The organism is Leptotrichia hongkongensis (assembly GCF_007990635.1).
Taxonomy (GTDB): domain Bacteria; phylum Fusobacteriota; class Fusobacteriia; order Fusobacteriales; family Leptotrichiaceae; genus Leptotrichia; species Leptotrichia hongkongensis.
The window spans coordinates 874,859-896,816 of record NZ_AP019846.1; the positions used below are offsets into that span (position 1 = coordinate 874,859).

The following is a 21,958-nucleotide window of genomic DNA, read 5'->3' on the forward strand; positions in this document are numbered from 1 at the left end:
AAAAAGTTTTTATAATATAATTTTACCTTTAAAGTGACAGAAATGCAATAGTTTAAAGGAAAAATTGTATATTTTTGATGAATTTTTTAATAATCAGGAATAAAATAAAAGAATTTAAAATATGCTGGAAGAAGACAAATTTTTATTTATTAAAACTTGTGTTTTAAAAAATTTTATAATAAAATATATTGTAAATACAAAAAATACAAAAAATACAAAAATTTTAAAATTAGGAGAGAAATAAAAAATGGATAATAAAGGGTCAAATGAGATGATGCAAAGAGCAGAACTGCATAGAAAAATATGGTCTATTGCTGATAATGTACGTGGAGCAGTAGATGGCTGGGACTTCAAGCAGTATATTTTAGGAATTTTATTCTACAGATTTATTTCTGAGAACATGGTGGAATTTTTTAATAAGGCAGAACATGAAGCTGGAGATTTAGAATTCAATTATGAAAATATCTCTGATGCAGAAGCAGAAGAAGATTTTAGACCTAATACAGTAGAAGATAAAGGTTTTTTTATTTTGCCAAGCCAATTATTTCAGAATGTTGTAAAAACAGCGAGAAATAATGAAAATTTAAATACTGATTTGGCTAATATTTTTAAATCCATTGAGGCAAGTGCTATCGGTTTTGAATCGGAAAATGATATTAAAGGATTGTTTGAAGATGTCGATACAACCAGTAACCGTCTAGGTGGAACGGTAGCAGAGAAGAATACAAGATTAGCAGATATTTTAATAGGGATTTCTGAAATTAATTTTGGAAGTTTTCAGGATAATGATATAGATGCTTTTGGAGATGCATACGAATATTTGATTTCAAATTATGCCAGTAATGCTGGAAAATCTGGAGGAGAATTCTTTACACCACAGACAGTTTCTAAACTTTTGGCAAAACTTGTAATGGAAGGAAAAACAAGTATCAATAAGGTATATGACCCAACCTGTGGAAGTGGTTCTTTATTACTTCAGATGAAAAAACAGTTTGAAGAACATATTATTGATGAAGGATTTTTTGGGCAGGAAATAAATATGACTAACTTTAATCTGGCTCGTATGAATATGTTTTTACATAATGTAAACTACAATAATTTTTCAATAAAACGTGGAGATACATTACTTAATCCGTTACATAATGATGAAAAGCCTTTTGATGCAATTGTTTCCAATCCTCCGTATTCGATAAAATGGATAGGGGACGGCGATCCGACACTTATCAACGACGTACGTTTTGCACCTGCTGGAAAGCTCGCACCAAAATCTTATGCAGATTATGCATTTATAATGCATTCTTTAAGTTATTTATCTAGCAAAGGTAGAGCAGCAATAGTATGTTTTCCTGGTATTTTTTATCGTAAAGGAGCAGAAAGAACTATTCGTAAATATTTAGTGGATAATAACTTTGTAGATTGTGTGATACAGCTGCCGGAAAATCTATTTTTTGGAACATCTATTGCAACTTGTATTTTAGTAATGGCAAAAAATAAGGCAGAAAATAAGACGCTCTTTATAGATGCAAGCAAGGAATTTAAAAAAGAAACAAATAATAATATTTTGAATCCTGAAAATATTGAAACGATAGTTAAGGAATTTAAGGAAAGAGCAGATGTAGAATATTTTGCAAGATTGGTAGATAATAGTGAAATTATGGAAAATGACTATAATCTGTCAGTTTCTATGTATGTTGAAAAAGAAGATACACGAGAGATAATTGATATTAAAGTGCTAAATAAGGAAATTGAGGAAACAGTAAAAAGAATGGATGTACTCAGAGCTTCCATAAATGAGATAGTAAAGGAGCTTGAAAATGAGTAATGATATGATTATTTATAATACAGAGGACGGAAAGTCAAAGATAAGTCTAAAGCTGGAAAATGGAACAGTATGGCTAAGTCAGCTGGAAATTGCAGAACTTTTTGAAACAACGAAACAGAATGTGAGTAAACATATAAAAGCTATATTTGAAGATGGAGAATTATTGGAAAAAGCAACTGTCAACTATCAGTTGACAGTTCAAAATGAAGGAATAAGAGAGGTTAGACGTAAAGTTGCCTACTATAATCTTGATATGATATTGGCTATTGGATATCGTGTACGTTCGCCAAGAGGAATACAGTTTAGAAATTATGCTACAACTATTTTGAAAGAATATTTAATTAAAGGTTTTGCTATGGATGATGAAAGGCTTAAAAACTTAGGTGGTGGAAATTACTTTAAAGAACTTTTGGATAGGATTAGGGATATCCGTTCAAGTGAAAAGGTTTTTTATCGACAAGTTTTAGACTTGTTTGCAACAAGTGTTGACTATAACTCAAAAAGCAACGAAGCAAAATGTTTTTTTGCTACAGTTCAGAATAAGATGCATTTTGCAATACATAATCATACAGCAAGTGAACTGATTTATAATCGTGTTGATAGTGATAAGGAATTTATGGGACTTTCAACATTTAAGGGTGAACTACCTACTCTTAGTGAAGCGAAAATTGCTAAGAATTATTTGACAGAAAAGGAACTTAAAGGTTTAAATCAATTAGTTTCAGGATATTTAGACTTTGCAGAAAGACAGGCAGAAAAAGAAGTTACAATGACAATGAAAGATTGGATAGAGCATGTAGATAGAATTCTGACAGCTACTGGAGAAAATTTGCTTGACGGAAATGGGGAAATATCACATAACCAAATGACAAATAAAGTAGAAAAAGAATATAAGAAATATCAGGCAAATACATTGAGTAAAGTTGAAAGAGATTATCTTGAGGAAATTAAGAATATCGAAACAAAAGTTAAAAGTAGTAAGAAGGGAGGTAAGGAATGAATTTTATAGATGAACTTTTAAAGGATGAAAAGGTAGAGTGGAAGAAGTTGGGGGAAGTTTGTAATATTTCTACAGGTAAATTAAATGCAAATGTTAAAGTAGAAAATGGGAAGTATCCTTTTTTTACATGTAATGAAATTCCAAGTAAGATAGATACTTATTCTTTTGATACTACAGCTATTTTATTATCTGGAAATGGTAGTAGAATAGGGCATGTAAATTTATATTCAGGTAAATTTGATGCATATCAACGAACATATGTTATAGAAATTTCAGAAGAGAATATAGATATAAAATTTTTATATTATTTTTTCAAAGCATTTGTAAAAAAATATATAGATAAAAATAAAACAACAGGCTCTATACCTTATATTACATTACCAATTTTGAAAGATTTTAAAATTCCAATTCCTTCACTAGAAATACAAGAAAAAATTGTAAAAATACTTGACAATTTCACAAAATGTGTTACAGAATTACAGACAGAATTACAGTCAAGAAATAAGCAGTATAACTATTATAGAGATACGTTATTAAGTGAAGATTATTTAAATAAAATTTCAAATAAGATTTTTATACAATCAAACAATGTAATTCATAAAACAAAATTAATTGAAATAGCTAAATTAAGTAGAGGAAAAAGATTAATAAGAAGGGAGTTACATGAAAATGGTCAATATCCTGTATTTCAAAATAGTTTAACTCCTTTAGGATATTATAACAATAAAAATTTTGATGGAGGAAAGACTTGCATTGTCACAGCTGGAGCAGCAGGAGAGATTTTTTACCAAGATAGGGATTTTTGGGCTGCAGATGATGTACTTGTAATAACAACAGATGATATTTTAAATAAGTATTTATATTATTTTTTGCTAAATAAGCAAAACTTAATAAAATCTAAAGTCAGAAAAGCAAGTGTCCCAAGGTTATCAAGAGATGATATTGAAAAAATAGAAGTTTTATTACCTCCAATAGAAATCCAAAATAAAATTGTAAAAATTTTAGATAGGTTTCAGGAACTTCTTTCTGATACAAAAGGACTGCTTCCTTTAGAAATAGAACAAAGAAGAAAACAATATGAATATTATCGAGAAAAACTATTGACATTTGATAAAGAAGAAAGATATGCTCTAAGCACAGCACAGCACAGCACAGCACAGCACAGCACAGCACAGCACAGCACAGCACAGCACAGCACAGCACAGCACAGCACAGCACAGCACAGCACAGCACAGCACAGCACAGCACAGCACAGCACAGCACAGCACAGCACAGCGACAAATAACGAGTGAATTTTTTGAATTACTTAAAGAAGCAGGAAAAGTTGTTGGAATAGATGTAAGTGATAAAGTTGAGTGGAAAACATTAGGAGAGATTTGTAATATAAAAACTGGTAAAAAACCTAAAGAAGAAATATACGAAACTAATAAAATAGCAAAATATAAATATATTAATGCTGGAACAACAGAAACAGGATATATTTTTTCTTTTAATCATGAAAAAGATACAGTTACAACTCCATCAAGAGGACAGGGAGGAATAGGATTTGTAGGATTTCAATCAGAAAAATTTTGGCTTGGAGCTTTATGTTATGGAATAAAGTCAAAAGATGAAAAAATATTAATGAATAAATATTTATATTATTATTTATTGAATTCTAATCAGATTATATTATTAAAAAAAGAAGCTGGGGTACCAGCAATTAACCTAAATGAACTGTCGAAAATAGAAGTTATGCTACCTCCACTGCCAATACAAGAATATATCGTATCAATTCTGGATAAGTTTGATGCTTTAGTCAATGATTTATCACAGGGATTACCAAAAGAAATAGAATTAAGACAGAAACAGTATGAATATTACAGGGAAAAATTATTGAATTTTGAAAAATAGACATTTAGAAGGGGGAGAATATAAAAGGAGTGAATTTTTAAATGTCAGAAAAAAGTGCAGTTTATGAAACATCAACTATTGCTGAAATGACAAATGGAATTATTTTAGCTAATTATGAAAAAATACTACAAGTACAGGAAGCTTACCAGAGTGAAGCAGAATTAGAAGAAAGCATGATAAAAAATCTTGTACAGCAGGGTTATGAGAAGTTTAATGGAAAAACATCAAATGATTTGTATAAAAATTTAAAAATACAGATTGAAAAGCTGAATAAAGTAACTTTTACAGATGAAGAATGGAAACGTTTTTTAGCTGAATTTCTTGATTCACCAAATGACGGTATGATAGAAAAAACTAGAAAAATTCAGGAAAATCATATTTATGATTTTATATTTGATGACAGACATCTAAAAAATATAAAAATTATTGATAAAAAGAATATTCACAATAACTTCTTGCAGGTAACGAATCAGATTAGGCAGGAAGGCACTCATAATAACCGTTATGATGTAACTATACTGGTTAATGGACTGCCGCTTGTTCATATAGAATTGAAAAAACGTGGTGTAAATCTTCATGAAGCATTTAACCAGATTCATAGATATAGTAAGGAAAGCTTCAATACTGAAAATTCACTTTATAAATATGTGCAGATATTTGTAATTTCAAATGGAACTTATACACGTTATTTTGCAAATACTACTGCACAAAATAAAAATCATTATGAATTTACATGTGAATGGGCAGATGCAAAAAATAGAGTTATCAGGGATTTGGAAGATTTTACAGCAACATTTTTTGAAAAACGTACAATGCTTGAAGTGCTGACAAAATATTGTGTTTTTGACTCAAATAATACACTCCTTATAATGAGACCTTATCAGATTGCAGCAACAGAACGTATTTTGTGGAAAATAGAATCTAGCTTTCAAAGTAGAAAAGCAGGAAAAATAGAAGCAGGAGGATTTATCTGGCATACAACAGGTTCAGGTAAGACTTTGACTTCCTTTAAGACTGCAAAACTTGCTACAGAGCTTGATTATATAGACAAAGTGTTTTTTGTAGTTGACAGAAAAGATTTGGATTATCAGACAATGAAGGAATATCAGAAGTTTCAGCCTGATAGCGTAAATGGAAGCAAGGATACAAAGGAACTTAAACGAAGTATAGAAAAACAGGACAATAAAATAGTTGTTACAACAATTCAGAAATTGAATGAATTTGTTAAGAAAAATTCAAATCACGAAATTTATGATAAACATTGTGTAATAATATATGATGAATGTCATCGTTCACAGTTTGGAGATGCACAGAAGAATATCAGAAAATCTTTTAAACATTATTATCAGTTTGGATTTACAGGAACTCCTATCTTTCCTGAAAATGCTCTTGGAGTTGAAACAACAGCAGGAATTTTTGGAGCACAGCTTCATAGTTATGTTATAACGGATGCCATTCGGGATGAAAAAGTTCTAAAATTTAAAGTTGATTACAACGATATCAGACCAAAATTCAAATCTGCTGAAAGTGAAACTGACGAAAAAAAGATTAAGGCAATTGAAAAGAAAATGCTTTTGCATCCTGAACGTATTTCTGAGATAACAGAATATATCTTAAAAGTGTATAATACAAAAACTCATAGAAATGAACAGTATGATTTGAAACATAGACGATTAATTGGGTTTAATGCAATGTTTGCAGTGCAAAGCGTAGAAGCGGCAAAACTTTATTATGAAGAGTTTAAAAAACAGCAGAGGGATATTTCTGAAGAAAAGAGACTAAAAATAGCGACAATATATAGTTTTACTGCTAATGAAGAACAGAACGCAATAGGAGATATTCCTGACGAAAATTTTGAACCAGGTGCGATGGATTCAAGTTCTAAAGAATTTCTAGATAAAGTAATATCTGATTATAACGGATATTTTAAAACTAATTATTCTACAAATGGAAAGGAATTTCAGAACTATTATAAGGACTTATCCCAAAAGGTTAAGGATAAGGAAATAGATCTTTTAATTGTTGTAGGAATGTTCCTTACTGGATTTGATGCTCCAACTTTAAATACACTTTTTGTTGACAAAAATTTGAGATACCATGGTTTAATTCAGGCATTTTCCCGAACAAACCGTATTTTAAATAAAGTTAAGACATTTGGTAACATTGTATGTTTCAGAAATCTTGAAAAAGCTACCGAAGATGCAATAAAAACTTTCGGAGATGAAAACAGTGTTAATGTAATTCTGGAAAAAAGTTATGATGAATACATTAATGGATTCACAGATGAAGAAACAGGAAAATCAATGAAAGGATATGTTGATTTATGTAATGAAATAGTTGATAAGTTTCCAAATCCAGTAGAAATAGAACTTGATTCAGAGAAAAAAGAATTTGCAGAATTATTTGGAGAGCTACTTAAATCAGAAAATATACTTAGGAATTTTGATGAATTTGAAAACTTTGAAAAAATAATATCAGATAGACAGATGCAGGATATGAAAAGTGTTTATGTGGATATTTGTGAAGATATAAGAAATGACAGAAAAAATAATGAAAATAAAAATGGAGAAGAAGAAATCGATTTTTCTAATGTTGAATTCCAGATTGATTTACTGAAAACAGATGAAATAAATTTAGATTATATTCTATCACTGATTCTGAAAAAATCAGAAGAACACGACGATATTGAAACTTTAAAATCTGAAATACGTAGAATCATTAGAACAAGTCTAGGAACAAGAGCTAAAGAAGATTTAGTCATGAATTTTATTAACAAAACTGATTTATCTGAACTGAAAAATAGCAGTGATATTCTTGAATCATTCTATAAATATGCAAATAAAGAAAAGAAAATAAAAATTAATGAATTAATAGAAAATGAGGGTTTAAAGAAAGATTCAGAACGTTTTATAGAAAAATCTATAAATAAAGGATTTGTTGATTATGCTGGTGCAGAATTAGACAGCATCCTACCACCAACTTCACGTAGAAAGGGAGCAAGAGAGGTGAAAAAACAGACTGTATTACAGAAAATAAGAAATATAGTGGAAATTTTTATTGGGATTTAGATTTCTGTTTTTTTGAATAATAACTATTGAAAAGTATAATAGTTATTTTTGTGATTTGATATTAAAGGTTAAAAGCAAAAGAAATTGATGAGATACATCGAAAATATTTCATCTAGACAAAAAAATTAGGAGATAAAATGAATCAAAAAAATATATTTTTAAAAGGGATAGATTCTTTCACACTGCATATTTTAGCTATTTCGTTTATGATATTAGACCATTTATGGAATGTATTTTTTGTTAATCAGAATCAGATATGGATGAATCTTTTAGGCAGACTTGCCTTTCCTATTTTTGCCTTTATGCTTGTAGAGGGGTTTTATAAAACAAAGAATAGGAGTAAATATTTAAAGCGTATTTTTATTTTTGCTGTTATTTCAGAAATACCTTTTAATCTTTTGGTAAGTACTTCTGTATTTGGGAGTCCATCGATATTTTTTCCATTTAATAATGTTTTATGGACTTTTGGGATTGCTTTATATATGTTAGTTTTGCTTGAAAAAATTAAAAATAAAGATAACTTACCTGTAATAGTAAAAATTTTTGGAAAAATTATTATAAGTATTTTAGCTATGTTTATTACACGCCTTATAGTTAGTGATTATTTAGAATATGGAATTATGATGGTTTTAGTATTTTATTTTTTTAGAAATAGAAAATGGTGGAATTTTGTAATTCAAATTATCTTGTTAGCATGGATAAATATTTTTCTTATACCAAGATATGATTTTTCGTTTAATCTTTTTGGAAATAAAATATATGCACCAGTACAATCATTTGCAATATTTTCATTAGTTTTCATATGGCTCTACAATGGAAAGCAAGGTATTCATAATAAAATTACAAAATATATGTTTTACAGTTTTTATCCATTACATCTTTTGTTAATTGTAATGATTTATATTTTTTTAAAGAAATACATCGTTTATTGAACTAAACGATATAAGTATTGTAACAAAAAAGGGATTTAATCATAAATTTATAGAATTTCTTAATAGTAAAATAGGATAGAGAAATTCATATAAAGATAAATATGCACCCCAAATTTTAAGATATATGACAAGAGGTGCGTTTTTTATTACAAAAATATTAATAATAAAATTTGTAAACACAAATACTCTTGTTTTTTTATAAAAAATGTGGTATTCTTAAGACAAGGAAATCTAATTTTATAATGAATACAATTATGTAACTAATTGTATAGAATGGAAAGGACGAAGAAAATGAAAAGATATGATGCAATAATAATTGGATTTGGAAAAGGTGGAAAAACTTTGGCAGGATTTTTGGCTGGGAAAGGTCAGAATGTGGCTTTGATTGAGAAATCGGACAAGATGTATGGAGGAACTTGTATAAATATTGGGTGTATTCCTACAAAAAAACTTGTTGACAGTACAAAAGTTCTTAAAAATAAAGGATTAAGCGGTATTGAGGAAAAGGAAAAATTTTATGAAGAAAGCATAAATAATAAAAATACATTAATTGGTGCGTTACGTGGAAAAAATTATGAAATGCTAGCTACAAAGGAAAATATTGATATTTATGATGGATTTGGAAGTTTTGCTTCAAAAAATGTTGTTAATATTGAGAGTAATGGTGAAAATGTTCAGATTGAAGGAGAAAAAATATTTATAAATACAGGTTCGACTACCATAATTCCTGGTATAAAAGGGCTTAAAGAAAGTAATCATGTTTATACAAGCACTTCAATTATGGAATTAAAGGAACTTCCTAAAAAATTGACTATTTTGGGAGCAGGGTACATTGGACTGGAATTTGCTTCGATGTATGCTGATTTTGGGTCAGAAGTTACAGTAATTGATTTGGCACAAAGACTTATGCCTAGAGAAGATGAAGAAATTGCTGATAGAGCAAAGGCTATATTTGAGGCAAAAGGAATTAAATTTTTACTAGAATCAAAAATTGAGGAAATTGTTGATAAAAATGGAAAAGGATACGTGCAAATTTCACAAGGGGCAAGCAAGAGCGAAATTGAATCAGACGCAATTCTTGTGGCAATCGGAAGAAAACCTAATACAGAAGGGCTTAATCTAGAAGCGGCAGGAGTAAAAACTGACGAAAAAGGTGCTGTTGTAGTTGACGAAACATTGAAAACAACAGCTGATAACATTTGGGCAATGGGAGATGTGAAAGGCGGACTTCAATTTACATATATTTCTCTTGACGACTTTAGAATAATAAGAGATAATCTTTACAATGGAGGAAACAGAACGGTAAACGACAGAAATGTAATTCCATACAGCGTATTCATAAATCCACCTTTATCAAGAGTTGGAATGACTGAAAGCGAAGCAATTGCCAAAGGGTATGAAGTAAAAACAGGAAGACTTGAAGCAATGGTAATTCCAAAAGCAAAAATAGAAGGTGTAACAGATGGACTGCTTAAAGCAGTTATAGATGCAAAAACAGACAAAATACTAGGATGTACTTTATTATGCAACACTTCCCACGAAATGATAAACATTGTTGCAGCAGCCATGAAAGCTGAACAAAAATATACATTCCTAAAAGATATGATATTTACTCACCCTACAATGAGTGAGGCTTTGAATGATTTATTTGGAAGTGTGAAATAAATTGGAAGAATTGACTGTGCTTATATTTTTAGATTTATTGATGCTTTATATCTTATTTAGATTTATTTTTTGTTTTATAAAAGTTTTTCAGAAAAAAGAAATTAAGAAGTTTTTATGGGGTGATTTAGTTTTTGGAATAGTGTATTTGCTTTTATGTATAAAAATTTTGGGCAAGGATTTTTTTTCACAAAACCAAGGTTTGCACGTAATAGTATGTATTTTGGTTGTTTTATTGTTTATGATAATGAAAAGAAAAAATAACAAGTTCTTGTCTTATGTTGCTTTTTCTTTAGTTTTTACTGATTTGTTAGGATTGATTTATCATGGAAATATGCAATTTTATGGAATTATAGTTTTACAAATGCCGATTTTTATAATTGCAAATTTTGTAAAAGATGATAATAGATTAAATAGATATACATATTCAACATTAATAATGGCTAATTTACTCAATATATCTGCAATTTCACTTAAAACTTTTATGTTGTTCGAAAATATGGGAAGAATTTAAATAAAGGAAGTAAGAAAACAATAAATAATGCTATTTTTCATTTGAATAATAGGTTTGTTATGAATTTCTTCTGGTATAGGGTTACTAAATAATTAAAATATAATTTCAGTTTCTTAAATGAAATTTGATATAAAATAAAAAATTTCTTCAAATTAAAATCACGGTTATTAAGATTAACTGTGATTTTTTGATATAAACATTTGTGAAATGTCTAAATTTTTTTAGGGAAATGCTTTAGGAAAAAGTATTGATAAATTATGAGTAATGCAGTATAATAATATTGTTCTATACTTTTTGGATTATGAAATTTATAAATTAGATAAAAAATAAACTCAAAACTAAGAGTTTAATACCAATAAATTTTATTTTATGCTGTATTTTAGATAAAAATCAAGATGATGTATAATGTTTTTTAGAAAGGAAATTAGAAAAATGGAAGATATTATTAAAAAAGTAAATGAATTTTCAAAGTTGGCACGTGAGAGGGAATTGACCGAAGAAGAGAAGAAAGAGCGTGAAAAATATAGAAAAATGTATATTGAAAAATTTAAGGAAAGTGTGAGAGGGCATTTGGATAGCATTAAGGTTGTTAGAGTGGATGATGATGGGAATCCAATTGATGATGACGGGAATGTTATTGAGCCTGAAGCGTAAATAAAATAGTAATAATAGTATTTAGAGATTAATCTCTTAAAATATTCAAAGTTGGATTGATGAGATTTTAGTAATTGTTTAAAGTGGATTAGGAAGGGAGTGAGTGGAAATTTATGAAATACGATTTAGTTATATTTGATTTGGACGGGACGCTTATGGATACGTCGAAATCTATTACAAAGACTGTAAATTCAGCGATGGAAGAACTTGGGAAAAAGCAATATTCTGCTAATGAATGTGTAAAATTTGTTGGTGGTGGAGTTTCAGGGCTTGCACGGAATATTTTGGGAAAAGAGAAATATGAGGATGTAACGAATGAGGAAATGGAAAAAGTTATAAGAAAATATTATGATATTTACTTTGACTATGGTGTTGAGCCTTATGAAGGAATACCTGAATTGCTTGATTTTTTGGAACAGAATGGCGTGAAAAAAGGTATTGTAACAAATAAGGATCATGAAACAGCTTTGTCTGCTGTTGATAAAAAGTTATCCAAATGGAAATTTGATGGAATATTTGGCTCAAATGAAAAGGAATATCCAAATAAGCCAAATCCGTACAATGTTGATAAAATGGCACAAAATTTAAATATTTCAAAAGAAAAAATATTATTTGTTGGAGATATGCTTGTGGATGTAAATACAGCTAAAAATGCTGGAATTGATATTGTTTACTGTAAATGGGGATTTGGTGAAGTGAAAGGCGAGGATGGAATTGACGAAGATGTGAAGGTGTCTGGTGTTCAGGAAATTATTGAGAGAATAAAAGGTGAATAGAAAGTTTTTAGAGAAATCGTTTTAGTATTTTATATTAAAGCGATTTTTTTTGATTTGTAAAGTGCTATACATTTACTAGAGAAAATGATAAAATAAAGTCAAGATAAAAAAGTTTGGGTAACAAATGAAAAGCAGAAGAAGGAACGGTGGGATGTATGAAAGAGCAGAGAAGTCAGAAGATTTTGGTAATAAATACAGGTGGGACAATCAGCATGGTTCATTCAGATAAAGATGACAATAAAAGTGCATTGAAGCCCTCTTCATCTTGGGAGGAAGTTATATATAACTATCAATTTTTAAAGGATATGAATGTTGATTATGTTCAGACAAGCAAAATCATTGATTCTTCTGATATGAATTATGAAATTTGGCTGGAAATTGGTAAAATAATTGAAGAAAATTACGATAAATACAAAGGTTTTGTAATACTGCATGGAACGGATACAATGTCTTATACTGCAAGTGTTCTTTCTTTTATGTTAAAAAATCTTGGAAAAACGGTGATTTTGACAGGAGCACAGCGTCCAATTCAGGAAATTAGAAGTGATGGACTGCAAAATTTGCTAACTTCTATTGAAATAATTGAAAAACAGACTCAGGTAAATAGTGAAATTTGTAATTCAGAAAATGAAATACTGCCTGTAATTCCAGAAGTGTGCGTATTTTTCAGAGATCATCTTTTTAGGGGAAATCGTTCAAGAAAGCTTGATTCTACAAATTATTTTGGATTTTCTTCCCCAAATTATCTTCCATTAGGGCAGGCAGGCTCAAAAATAAAAATATACGAAAACAGGCTATTATCAAAGCCGGAGGGAAAATTTTATGTAGATTACAAAATTAATCCAAATGTACTGATGATGGATGTATTTCCTGGATTTAATCCTAAAATTTTAAAACGGATATTCCAAGATGATGATAGTATAAAAGGACTTGTATTACGGACTTATGGAAGTGGGAATACTCCACAAAATAAGGAATTTTTAGAAACAATAAAATATATAATTGACATGGGAGTTATAATTCTGAATGTAACTCAATGCACAGTTGGAAGTGTGGAAATGGGACTTTATGAGTCAAATGCCATACTTACGGAACTAGGTGTTGTAAATGGATACGATATGACACCAGAAGCTGCAATTACGAAATTTATGTGCCTTTTAGGGAAATATGATGTTGAAAAAGTTAAGGAAAGATTGTTAATGAATATTGCGGGAGAGCTTACTAAATAGATTTTATACTAAACCCCATTTAAATAACGAATTCGTTAAAAACTTTTTTAATAAAAGATATAAACCTAATATTTCAAATAATCAAAATATAATTTTTTATTTTTTAAATAAAGTCTAGTATAAATATAATCTGTCGGAGCATTTTTATGTACTGGCAAAACTGTTTGAGCATAGCGAGTTTTTTGTCAGTGCAGAAAAATGCGTAGACTAGCCATAGGTTGTAGGATTTGCGGCAATGAGCAATCCTACGAAAATAAAAATGAAAAAAATTTATTAATTGAAATATCTAAAAAATAATAAAAAACAATTTAGTTGAATGATTTATGAATTAACTATCAAACAACCCTACTATAAAAATTTAACGGAATTTAATATTAGATTTAGAATTATAATATTTTTTAAAAATATATAATACATTATGTTAGTAAAATTGTTTTTAACTTATGAAGTATTTTGGTGTTATAAAGAAAAGTAAATAATAAATTGATAAAGGATATAAAATGGAAAATATTAATACAGAAAAAATAAAGCTAGATAAATTAATAAGAGGTTTTGAGAATACAAAATATTTTGGATATATGTTTTTTGTAGAATATGAAGGACAGAGATTTGAATCTTTTGATGAAAATCCTAATAAAAAGAGTGTTAAGTCAGAATTTAGGAAAATTCTGGAAAAGAATAAAATCAAGATTTTTAAAGGTATTCAGCAGGCTGGAAGAACTGATGCAAATGTAAGTGCAAAAGGAAATATTCTTTATATAAATTCCAAAGGGATAATTGATTTTTCAAAATTAAAATTTTGGAAACAGAAGGGATGAAAATCAATAAAATAGCGAGAACATTGCCATTTCTTGAATTTCCACAAATGATTGAAAAAAGATATTATATTTATGAATATCCAAAAAAACTTAGGAAAAACGATGAAGAGAAAATAAATCAGATTTGCAAGAAAGTATCTGGAAAAAAGGATTTTTATGAGTTTACTTCGGAAAAGGGGAAAAAATTAAAAAATCATACAAGAGAAATTTTTGTGAAATATGAAAATGGTAAGCTGTATTTTGTAGGAGATGGATTTTTGCCACAGCAAGTGCGGATTATGAGCAATTTTATTTTAAATAATACAAAGTTTGATATTGAAAAGTTAAATGATGGAAATTTTGAAAATAGAAAATTAGGGATAAAAGATAAACCGCTTGATGGGAAATATTTGACACTTATGAAAATTGATTTTTCAGAGAAATTGGACAAAATCAGTTTTTTTGATGTGAAAAATATTGAAGAATTGATAAATTTGAAAAAGAATAATAATGAAATTTTTGAAATAGAAAATTCTGAAATCAAAATAGATGATTTGAATGAACAATTAAAAAGCACAGATAAAGTTAAAAAAATTGAGAGAAATAGTTATTTTACGGTATTTTTCGTTGAGAAGAAAGATAAAGGCGAATTTATTGGGAAAAGAGGGAAAAATATTAGGAAGTTAAAGAAGATTTTTGGAGATATAGTTGTAAAAGAGATTTGAAAAAATTGAAAATATTTTATAGATTATGTAGAAATTTATTGTTTTTAAAAGTTTTTAGATACTATTTATAGAAAAATATCGAATGATGAAATTTGATAACAGGATATTGATGTATTTTGTCAGAAAATGTAGAAAAATAAGAAAAATCAAGATTAGGAAAAGAGTGGAAAAATGTATATAATTAGAAAAGCAATGGAATATTTTAAACCGAAAATTAACAGGGCTTATATGAATGAGGCTTTGAAAAAATTGACAGAAAAAGAAAAGAAAATATTTTTGGAAATGTCTGATTATGATAAGTTTCATTCGCTTGAAGTTTATAAAAAGATAAAAAAAACAGAACTAAAAAATAATGAGAAATATTTAAAATTGGCACTTCTGCACGACTGTGGAAAAGAAAATGTGTCGATTATAAGGAGAGTTTTGCATAAATTAGGATTTAAAACGCAGTTACGAAACCACGCCCAAAGAAGTTCTGAAAAGTTGGAAAAAGTCGATGAGGAAGTAGCGGTTTTGGCGAAAAATCATCATAATAGAGAATATTCAGAAGAAATGAGTGTTTTTCAGAAATGTGATGATGAGAGTTAAGAAATTGATGAAAAATTTTTAGAAAAGAGTGATTTTATGAAAGACAAGTATAAAATGACATTGGAGGAGAATATTTTTAGAATTGCTTGTGAAATTTTATGAAACTAATGATGTGAGTGCAATTAAGGAATTAATTTATAATCGTTGTATTGACGGGATAAATTTTAAAAGAGAATAGAATTTTGGAAAATAAAAAATTATAAAAGAAAGAAAAATAGATAATTATGAATGAAAAATATGAAGTTGAAAATGAATTTGAAGATGAAATAGATGTTGAAAATAGTGAAAATGAGGAAAATATTGTTATTTTGAAGGAAGAGGCAGGGAGCAGGATTGATAAATTTTTGTCAGAAAGGCTCGAGTTGACACGAACACGTATTCAACAGCTTATAAAAGATGAAAATATTTTGGTAAATAAAAAAAAGACAAAGCCTGCTTATAAGATTGAAGAAAATGATACAATAAAAGTTGTAATTCCAGAACTGGAAACTGTTGAAATTAAACCTGAAAACATTGATATTGAAATAATTTATGAAGATAATGATTTGGCAGTTATTAATAAAAAAGCTGGAATTGTTGTACATCCTGCAAATGGGCATTATTCGGGAACGCTTGTAAATGCAATTTTGTATCACATCAAAGATTTGTCAGGAATAAATGGAGAAATCCGTCCTGGCATTGTGCATAGGCTAGATAAGGACACAAGCGGACTTTTAATAATCGCCAAAAATGACAAGTCACATCTAAAATTGTCACAAATGTTTCACGATAAAACTGTAAAAAAAACTTATCTTGCAATTTTAAAAGGAAAACTAAACCAGAAAAGCGGAAGAATTGTAACACAAATCGGGCGTGATAAAAACGACAGGAAGAAAATGACCGTAATAAATGACTTAAATTCAGGAAAAACTGCAATTACGAATTACGAAGTAATTTCACAGACGGAAAAATTTACGCTTGTTAAAGTTCATATTGAAACTGGAAGAACTCACCAAATAAGAGTTCACATGAAACATTTAGGATACCCAATTTTAGGCGACAGTGTCTACGGCAGAACAGACACCGAAAAACGCCAAATGCTTCATGCCTATAAGCTTGAATTTCAACATCCGATTACAGAAGAAAATATAGAATTTATTGCAAAATTGCCAGAAGATTTTAAAAAGGCATTGAAAAAATGTGGGCTGGAATTTGAAATTTCTTGATTTTTTTTAATATTCATTCTAATTAAATCAATTATTATAGTTAAGTTAAAAATGTTGAATTATAAGTTATTAGTATTAGATAAATTAATTAGAAATATTATTAAGCAAAATTTTGTTAAGAGAAAAAGAACTGTTTGAGCTTTTGAAATAAGTCTTAAATTATATACAACTATCGAATTTAAAATAAACTATACATCAAAAGCGAGTTTTCTTTTTCTCTTATAAGAAATTTTTGCGTCAAGCGGGAGTGCAGAGGTATGGCGTTTGATACCTCTGCGTTAAAAACTAATAAAAAATATTAAATTTGAAATAGAATTTGAGAAACTAATTTAATTGAATGAAAAATAGATTATCAAATTTTAAGTTTAGAAATATTATAAAAAGTAAAGGAATATGCTTATGGATAAAAAAAATGAATTAATGGAATTTGACGAAAAATATAATAAGATTGTTGTTGGGGTTGATGAGGCTGGGAGAGGGCCTTTGGCAGGGCCAGTCGTGGCTGGAGCTGTAATTGTGATTCAGGATTTCCCAGAATTGCAGGAGATTAACGATTCGAAGAAGTTGACTGAGAAAAAAAGGGAAAGATTGTTTGAAGCGATAGAAAAAAATTGTATCGTAGGAATCGGGATTGCTTCAGAAAAGGAAATTGATGAGATGAATATTTTGAATGCAACATTTCTAGCAATGCGTCGAGCGATTAATCAAGTAGCTGAAAAATCAGCATTTGATATAGTTCTAGTTGATGGCAATCATTTGATTCGTGAGTATGAAGGAGAGCAGGAATGCATTGTGAAGGGAGATAGCAAGTCATTAGCTATTGCGACAGCTTCGATTGTGGCAAAGGTTACAAGAGATAGAATACTTTGTGAGATTGCAAAAGAATTTCCTGAGTATCAATTTGAGAAACATAAAGGATATGGAACTAAGAAACATAGAGAAACCTTGCTTGAAAAAGGGGCTTGTAGGTATCATAGGAAGACGTTTTTGAAGAAGATATTGGATGGAAGCGGGAAGAAAAAGTAGATTTTTATTTATTCAGTAAAATAAAAATGAACATGAAACGTGTAAGAAAATTAAAAATTTTAAAGTAAATGAAAATTTTGAAAAAATTAAATAATAAAAAAAGAAGAGGAAATTTTCCAGTCTTGAAAAATAAGTGAAAAATTGGTATCATATAATATAAAATTAAAAGAATAAATATAGATATTTATGATACAATGTAAAAAAAGGGGATGGGACGAGAATATAGTATGAATAAAAGGGAAATTGGGTTTAAGTATGAGAATGTGGCGAAGGAATATTTGATTTTGCAAGGGCTTACGTTTGTTGAGAGTAATTTTTATACCAGGTTTGGGGAAATTGACTTGATTTTTTTTGAAAAGAAGAGTCAGACGCTGGTATTTGTGGAGGTCAAATATCGGAAGAATGATTTTTTTGGATCGGCGATTGAGATGGTGACTGAGGAGAAGCAGAATAAGATTCTTGCAAGTTCACAAATTTATCTTTTAAAAAAGGAATGGGATAAAAATGTAAGGTATGATATTGTTGGAGTAAGTCGTGGCTCTAGCAGTATTGAGTGGTTAAAAAATGCGTTTTGAGGTGATTGTATGAGAAATGATGAGAAATGTTGCAAATGTGGAGAAGAAATGTTTGAAATGAAAAAAGTGGCAATTCCTACAAAAAAAGTTGCTGGAACTCAGATTGCCATTGATACATTTTATTTAAAAATATGTAAAAATTGCGGATATACAGAGATGTACTCAACTAAAATAGTTCAAAAGGTTGAGGATCCCGTTGAAGGATATTAAATTTTTTAAGGAAATAATATTTAATTTTAAAGGAATTTTATTTAGAAACCAGGATATAATTTCAGGGGTGGAATTAGTTGAGTACGGTATTGTATCGAAAGATACGAAAAATATTCTGAAAAGTTTGAAAAAATTGCGAAAATTAAATAATATTTATTATGTATGGGATTACAATAAGGAGTTTAAGAAGTTAATTTATTCTTATAAATATAATCATAGAAAAATCATGGCAAAATTGATTGCTGAATTGATAAAGGAAGAATTTTATTATGTCTTGAAACGTGAAAAGATAGATATTGTCGTGAGTGTGCCTGTCAGCAGGAAAAGAAAGAATGAAAGAGGGTATAATCAGGTTGATGAGATTCTGAACTGTCTGAAAGTGAATTATGTTCGGATTGAGAGAATAAAAAATACAAAAAAGATGGCTGGAATTTTAGACGAAGAGGAAAGGAACAGGAATATTGAGGGAGCTTTCAGAGTTTCTAAAAATGTTGACTTGAGAAATAAAAAAATTTTGATACTTGATGATATTGTAACGACAGGAGCTACGCTTAGGGAAATAAAAAATAGCATTTTAAGGCAATTTGATAATAAAGATAAAAAAAATGGAAATAATATAAAAATTACTGTTTTTTGTCTGGCTGCGGCTAGGGAGATTAAGGTAAATAGAGGAGAAATATGAGTTTTAAATTAAAAATGAAAGTTTTATTGTTTTTGGTAAGTTCAGTTGTTTCATTTTCTGCACAAAATGAAAATTTTCAAATGAATATTAAAAATAATGATGTAAACAATCGTGAAGGTTATTTGATTAGTGCAGTAAAAAGAAAAAATAAGAATAAACAGGAAAATATTGAAAATCTAGAGAATAATGAAACAGGGAAAAGTGAGGAAAATTCAACAGAATCATTGAAATATAGCCAAAGAAATGATGGAGTTATTGACTTGAATTCGTTAGTTCATAAGGAAGATTCTGAATTCAGGGTACTTAATGGAAATAATGTAAAGATTATGTTAAGAACGAAAAATAACGATGTTTATTCTGCCGAAGTTGTCTACAGTGGCGGAAAAAAAATGATGCGTGGAATTGGAAATTATGGTGGTAACGAGATTTTTATGGCTGAAATTCCAAGCAATGTGTCAAGCTATTATTTTGTATTGACTGATGACAAGACTAAATATTATATGGGGAGAAATATTGCGAAAAATCCTGCAAATGTAGAGAAATTTGAATATTCACGTTCTACAAAGCTTACAACAATTCCAGAATGGGCTAGAGGCTCAGTTGGATATCAGATTTATATTGATTCATTTAGAAATGGCGATGTGGATAATGATGCGATTTTTAATGAATTTGGGACAGATGACTTTTCAGAGCCTACTGGAGAAATTCGTTCAGGAACTTCAAAAAAAGACTTAGTGCTGGCATATTGGGGTGGAAATGAAAAACCGCAGTTTTCTTTGAATGAATGGAACAGTAACTATGAGGAAAAAAATGAATGGGAAGAAAATACGCTAAATGACGTGCAAAACTACACACGTTACTATGGTGGAGATTTACAGGGAATAATTGACAAACTTGACTACATCAAAAATCTTGGTGCGGAATACATAATTCTATCATCGCCATTTTATTCGCTTTCAAACCATAAATATGATACGATTTATTTTAATCATGTGGATCCGTATTTTGGATACATTGAGCAGACTGGAACATCAAAAGGGCTTGATATAAAGGCAAAAGTTCATAATAACAATGGAGATAAGGAGCTAAACTTGCTTATTTTCAATCCTGAAACGGATAAAAATTTACTTGATGAGGATTTATTGAATGTAAAAAGCTGGATTTGGACAGATTCTGATTTACAATTGGCAAGCCTTGTAAAACAGGCTCACCAGAAAGGGCTGAAAGTAGTTCTGGAAGTGGCTCCTGATACAACGTCAAGCAGATTTTTTGCTAGAAATAATAAAGAATTTTCCAACTGGTATTTAAAGGATACTGTACTTGACTTAAAAAATCCGCAAGTTAGAAATTACATTGAAAATGCAATGAAAAAATGGATTTTAGGGCCTGATGAGACTTTTAAAAAAGATGTGTATGATGACGGAATTGACGGAATAAGATATGTTTATTACGACAACGAGAATAAAGAATATCTTGCACAAATTACAGAAAATTTGAAAAAATATAAACCTGACTTGTTAATTACAGGAGAGGTTTCAAATAGTATTACAAAAGATGTTGAAGATGGAATTTATGACAGTGGGGCAGATTACAATATTGTCAATAATATTATAAAATATACTGTAAATACTAATCCAAATTACCGAATTAACGGTGTAGAATTTGCAACAAAATTAAATGAGATTTATAACAGATATTCAAGCAATCGTTTTAATATGACACAAGTTTTTATTGGGTCGCTTGATACAGATAGAATCTTTAGTGGAATGATAAATCCAAATAGAGTTTATGATAGAAATAATCAGTCGGATCAGGGATACTTAAATATTCGTCCTGATTTGTATGACGGAACAGCTGTAAGTAAACTTAAAAGAGTCGTTGCAATGCAAATGATGCTGCCTGCAACACCGGTTATATATTATGGTGATGAAAAGGGAATGTGGGGAGCAGATTCGCCACGAAATAGAAAGCCCATGTTATGGGAGGATTATGAACCTTATGACAATGAAACTGACAATATTATTAAATATAAAGACAGGCTTAGAAGTTTGCCAAGCGTTGTGGAAGTAAACGAAGTGCAAAAATGGATTTCGTATCCTGTAAATAGCAATGCAGATATAGAAAACCACTATAAAGCACTACTAAAAGTTAGAAAAGAACATAAAAATTTATTTAAAAATGGTAAATTAAGAATTCTTGAAGTTTACAGCGATCCAAAAACGCAAGGTCGTATTGATTCAGAAATATCTGCTTATTTAGCAGATCAGAATAGACGGGCAAAATTGTACCAAGGACGTGATTTTACGCCAGCAAGGCCAAATACAGACTTTATTTCCTATGAAATTTCAGACGGGAATGAATCAATAATAGTTGTAGTAAATAACGGACCAGATGAATATCCATTATCATTACAAGTACCAAAATTATTTGGATTTTATCGAAATCAGCTGAACTTAAAAGAAAATTACGCAATTTCTGATAAAAAAATTCAAATTAACGTAAAACCTTATGAAGTCAAAGTTTTATACAGTAATGCAAAGAATATATTTGACTCATTTAGACAAAATAAAAATTAAAAATGAATGGGGGCAAGTCCCCCT

The 21,958-nt window shown here is 29.2% G+C and carries 20 protein-coding genes; all 20 read left to right on the top strand.

The window, feature by feature from the left end; genetic code table 11:
* The first annotated feature begins 247 nt into the window (after positions 1–247).
* On the top strand, positions 248–1,822 hold the full coding sequence (locus FVE75_RS04170; RefSeq protein ID WP_147005346.1) for a type I restriction-modification system subunit M: 1,575 nt from the start codon (positions 248–250) through the stop codon (positions 1,820–1,822).
* Positions 1,815–2,822, top strand: a complete 1,008-nt coding sequence (locus FVE75_RS04175; protein WP_147005347.1) for a virulence RhuM family protein — start codon at positions 1,815–1,817, stop codon at positions 2,820–2,822. Before FVE75_RS04170 ends, FVE75_RS04175 begins: the two co-directional genes overlap by 8 nt.
* Positions 2,819–4,114: a restriction endonuclease subunit S gene (locus FVE75_RS04180; RefSeq protein ID WP_147005348.1), complete on the top strand. Its 1,296-nt coding sequence runs from the start codon at positions 2,819–2,821 to the stop codon at positions 4,112–4,114. Before FVE75_RS04175 ends, FVE75_RS04180 begins: the two co-directional genes overlap by 4 nt.
* 40 nt (positions 4,115–4,154) lie before the next feature.
* On the top strand, positions 4,155–4,715 hold the full coding sequence (locus tag FVE75_RS04185; RefSeq protein ID WP_147005349.1) for a restriction endonuclease subunit S: 561 nt from the start codon (positions 4,155–4,157) through the stop codon (positions 4,713–4,715).
* A 41-nt stretch (positions 4,716–4,756) separates the two neighbouring features.
* Entirely contained in the window at positions 4,757–7,783 is a 3,027-nt protein-coding gene (locus FVE75_RS04190; protein WP_147005350.1) for a type I restriction endonuclease subunit R, read from the top strand.
* A 137-nt stretch (positions 7,784–7,920) separates the two neighbouring features.
* Positions 7,921–8,715: a TraX family protein gene (locus FVE75_RS04195; protein WP_147005351.1), complete on the top strand. Its 795-nt coding sequence runs from the start codon at positions 7,921–7,923 to the stop codon at positions 8,713–8,715.
* Positions 8,716–9,006: 291 nt separating this feature from the next.
* Complete coding sequence (locus FVE75_RS04200) at positions 9,007–10,380, top strand: FAD-dependent oxidoreductase (RefSeq protein WP_147005352.1); 1,374 nt, start codon at positions 9,007–9,009, stop codon at positions 10,378–10,380.
* Between the two features lie 238 nt (positions 10,381–10,618).
* Positions 10,619–10,891: a hypothetical protein gene (locus FVE75_RS04205; protein WP_172618769.1), complete on the top strand. Its 273-nt coding sequence runs from the start codon at positions 10,619–10,621 to the stop codon at positions 10,889–10,891.
* A gap of 432 nt (positions 10,892–11,323) precedes the next feature.
* Entirely contained in the window at positions 11,324–11,545 is a 222-nt protein-coding gene (locus FVE75_RS04210; protein ID WP_015769634.1) for a DUF896 domain-containing protein, read from the top strand.
* Positions 11,546–11,658: 113 nt separating this feature from the next.
* On the top strand, positions 11,659–12,321 hold the full coding sequence (locus FVE75_RS04215) for an HAD family hydrolase (protein ID WP_006804471.1): 663 nt from the start codon (positions 11,659–11,661) through the stop codon (positions 12,319–12,321).
* Between the two features lie 155 nt (positions 12,322–12,476).
* Positions 12,477–13,550, top strand: a complete 1,074-nt coding sequence (locus FVE75_RS04220) for an asparaginase (RefSeq protein WP_147005354.1) — start codon at positions 12,477–12,479, stop codon at positions 13,548–13,550.
* 500 nt (positions 13,551–14,050) lie between these two features.
* Complete coding sequence (locus FVE75_RS11270) at positions 14,051–14,368, top strand: pseudouridine synthase family protein (RefSeq protein WP_232052630.1); 318 nt, start codon at positions 14,051–14,053, stop codon at positions 14,366–14,368.
* Entirely contained in the window at positions 14,365–15,072 is a 708-nt protein-coding gene (locus tag FVE75_RS04225; protein ID WP_232052631.1) for a pseudouridine synthase family protein, read from the top strand. Before FVE75_RS11270 ends, FVE75_RS04225 begins: the two co-directional genes overlap by 4 nt.
* A 171-nt stretch (positions 15,073–15,243) precedes the next feature.
* On the top strand, positions 15,244–15,660 hold the full coding sequence (locus FVE75_RS04230) for an HD domain-containing protein (RefSeq protein ID WP_147005355.1): 417 nt from the start codon (positions 15,244–15,246) through the stop codon (positions 15,658–15,660).
* 224 nt (positions 15,661–15,884) lie between these two features.
* Positions 15,885–16,865: an RluA family pseudouridine synthase gene (locus FVE75_RS04240; RefSeq protein ID WP_147005356.1), complete on the top strand. Its 981-nt coding sequence runs from the start codon at positions 15,885–15,887 to the stop codon at positions 16,863–16,865.
* Between the two features lie 399 nt (positions 16,866–17,264).
* Positions 17,265–17,891: a ribonuclease HII gene (locus tag FVE75_RS04245; RefSeq protein WP_232052632.1), complete on the top strand. Its 627-nt coding sequence runs from the start codon at positions 17,265–17,267 to the stop codon at positions 17,889–17,891.
* Between the two features lie 227 nt (positions 17,892–18,118).
* Positions 18,119–18,466, top strand: a complete 348-nt coding sequence (locus tag FVE75_RS04250; protein WP_039901037.1) for a YraN family protein — start codon at positions 18,119–18,121, stop codon at positions 18,464–18,466.
* A 9-nt stretch (positions 18,467–18,475) separates the two neighbouring features.
* Positions 18,476–18,676 carry a zinc ribbon domain-containing protein gene (locus FVE75_RS04255; RefSeq protein WP_006804457.1) on the top strand — a complete coding sequence of 67 codons (201 nt, stop codon included), beginning with the start codon at positions 18,476–18,478 and terminating at the stop codon, positions 18,674–18,676.
* Positions 18,663–19,358: a ComF family protein gene (locus tag FVE75_RS04260; protein ID WP_147005357.1), complete on the top strand. Its 696-nt coding sequence runs from the start codon at positions 18,663–18,665 to the stop codon at positions 19,356–19,358. Before FVE75_RS04255 ends, FVE75_RS04260 begins: the two co-directional genes overlap by 14 nt.
* A complete protein-coding gene (locus tag FVE75_RS04265) occupies positions 19,355–21,934 on the top strand; it encodes an alpha-amylase family glycosyl hydrolase (RefSeq protein WP_147005358.1) in 2,580 nt (859 codons plus the stop codon). The genes FVE75_RS04260 and FVE75_RS04265 overlap by 4 nt, the downstream gene beginning before the upstream one ends.
* Positions 21,935–21,958 lie beyond the last annotated feature (24 nt).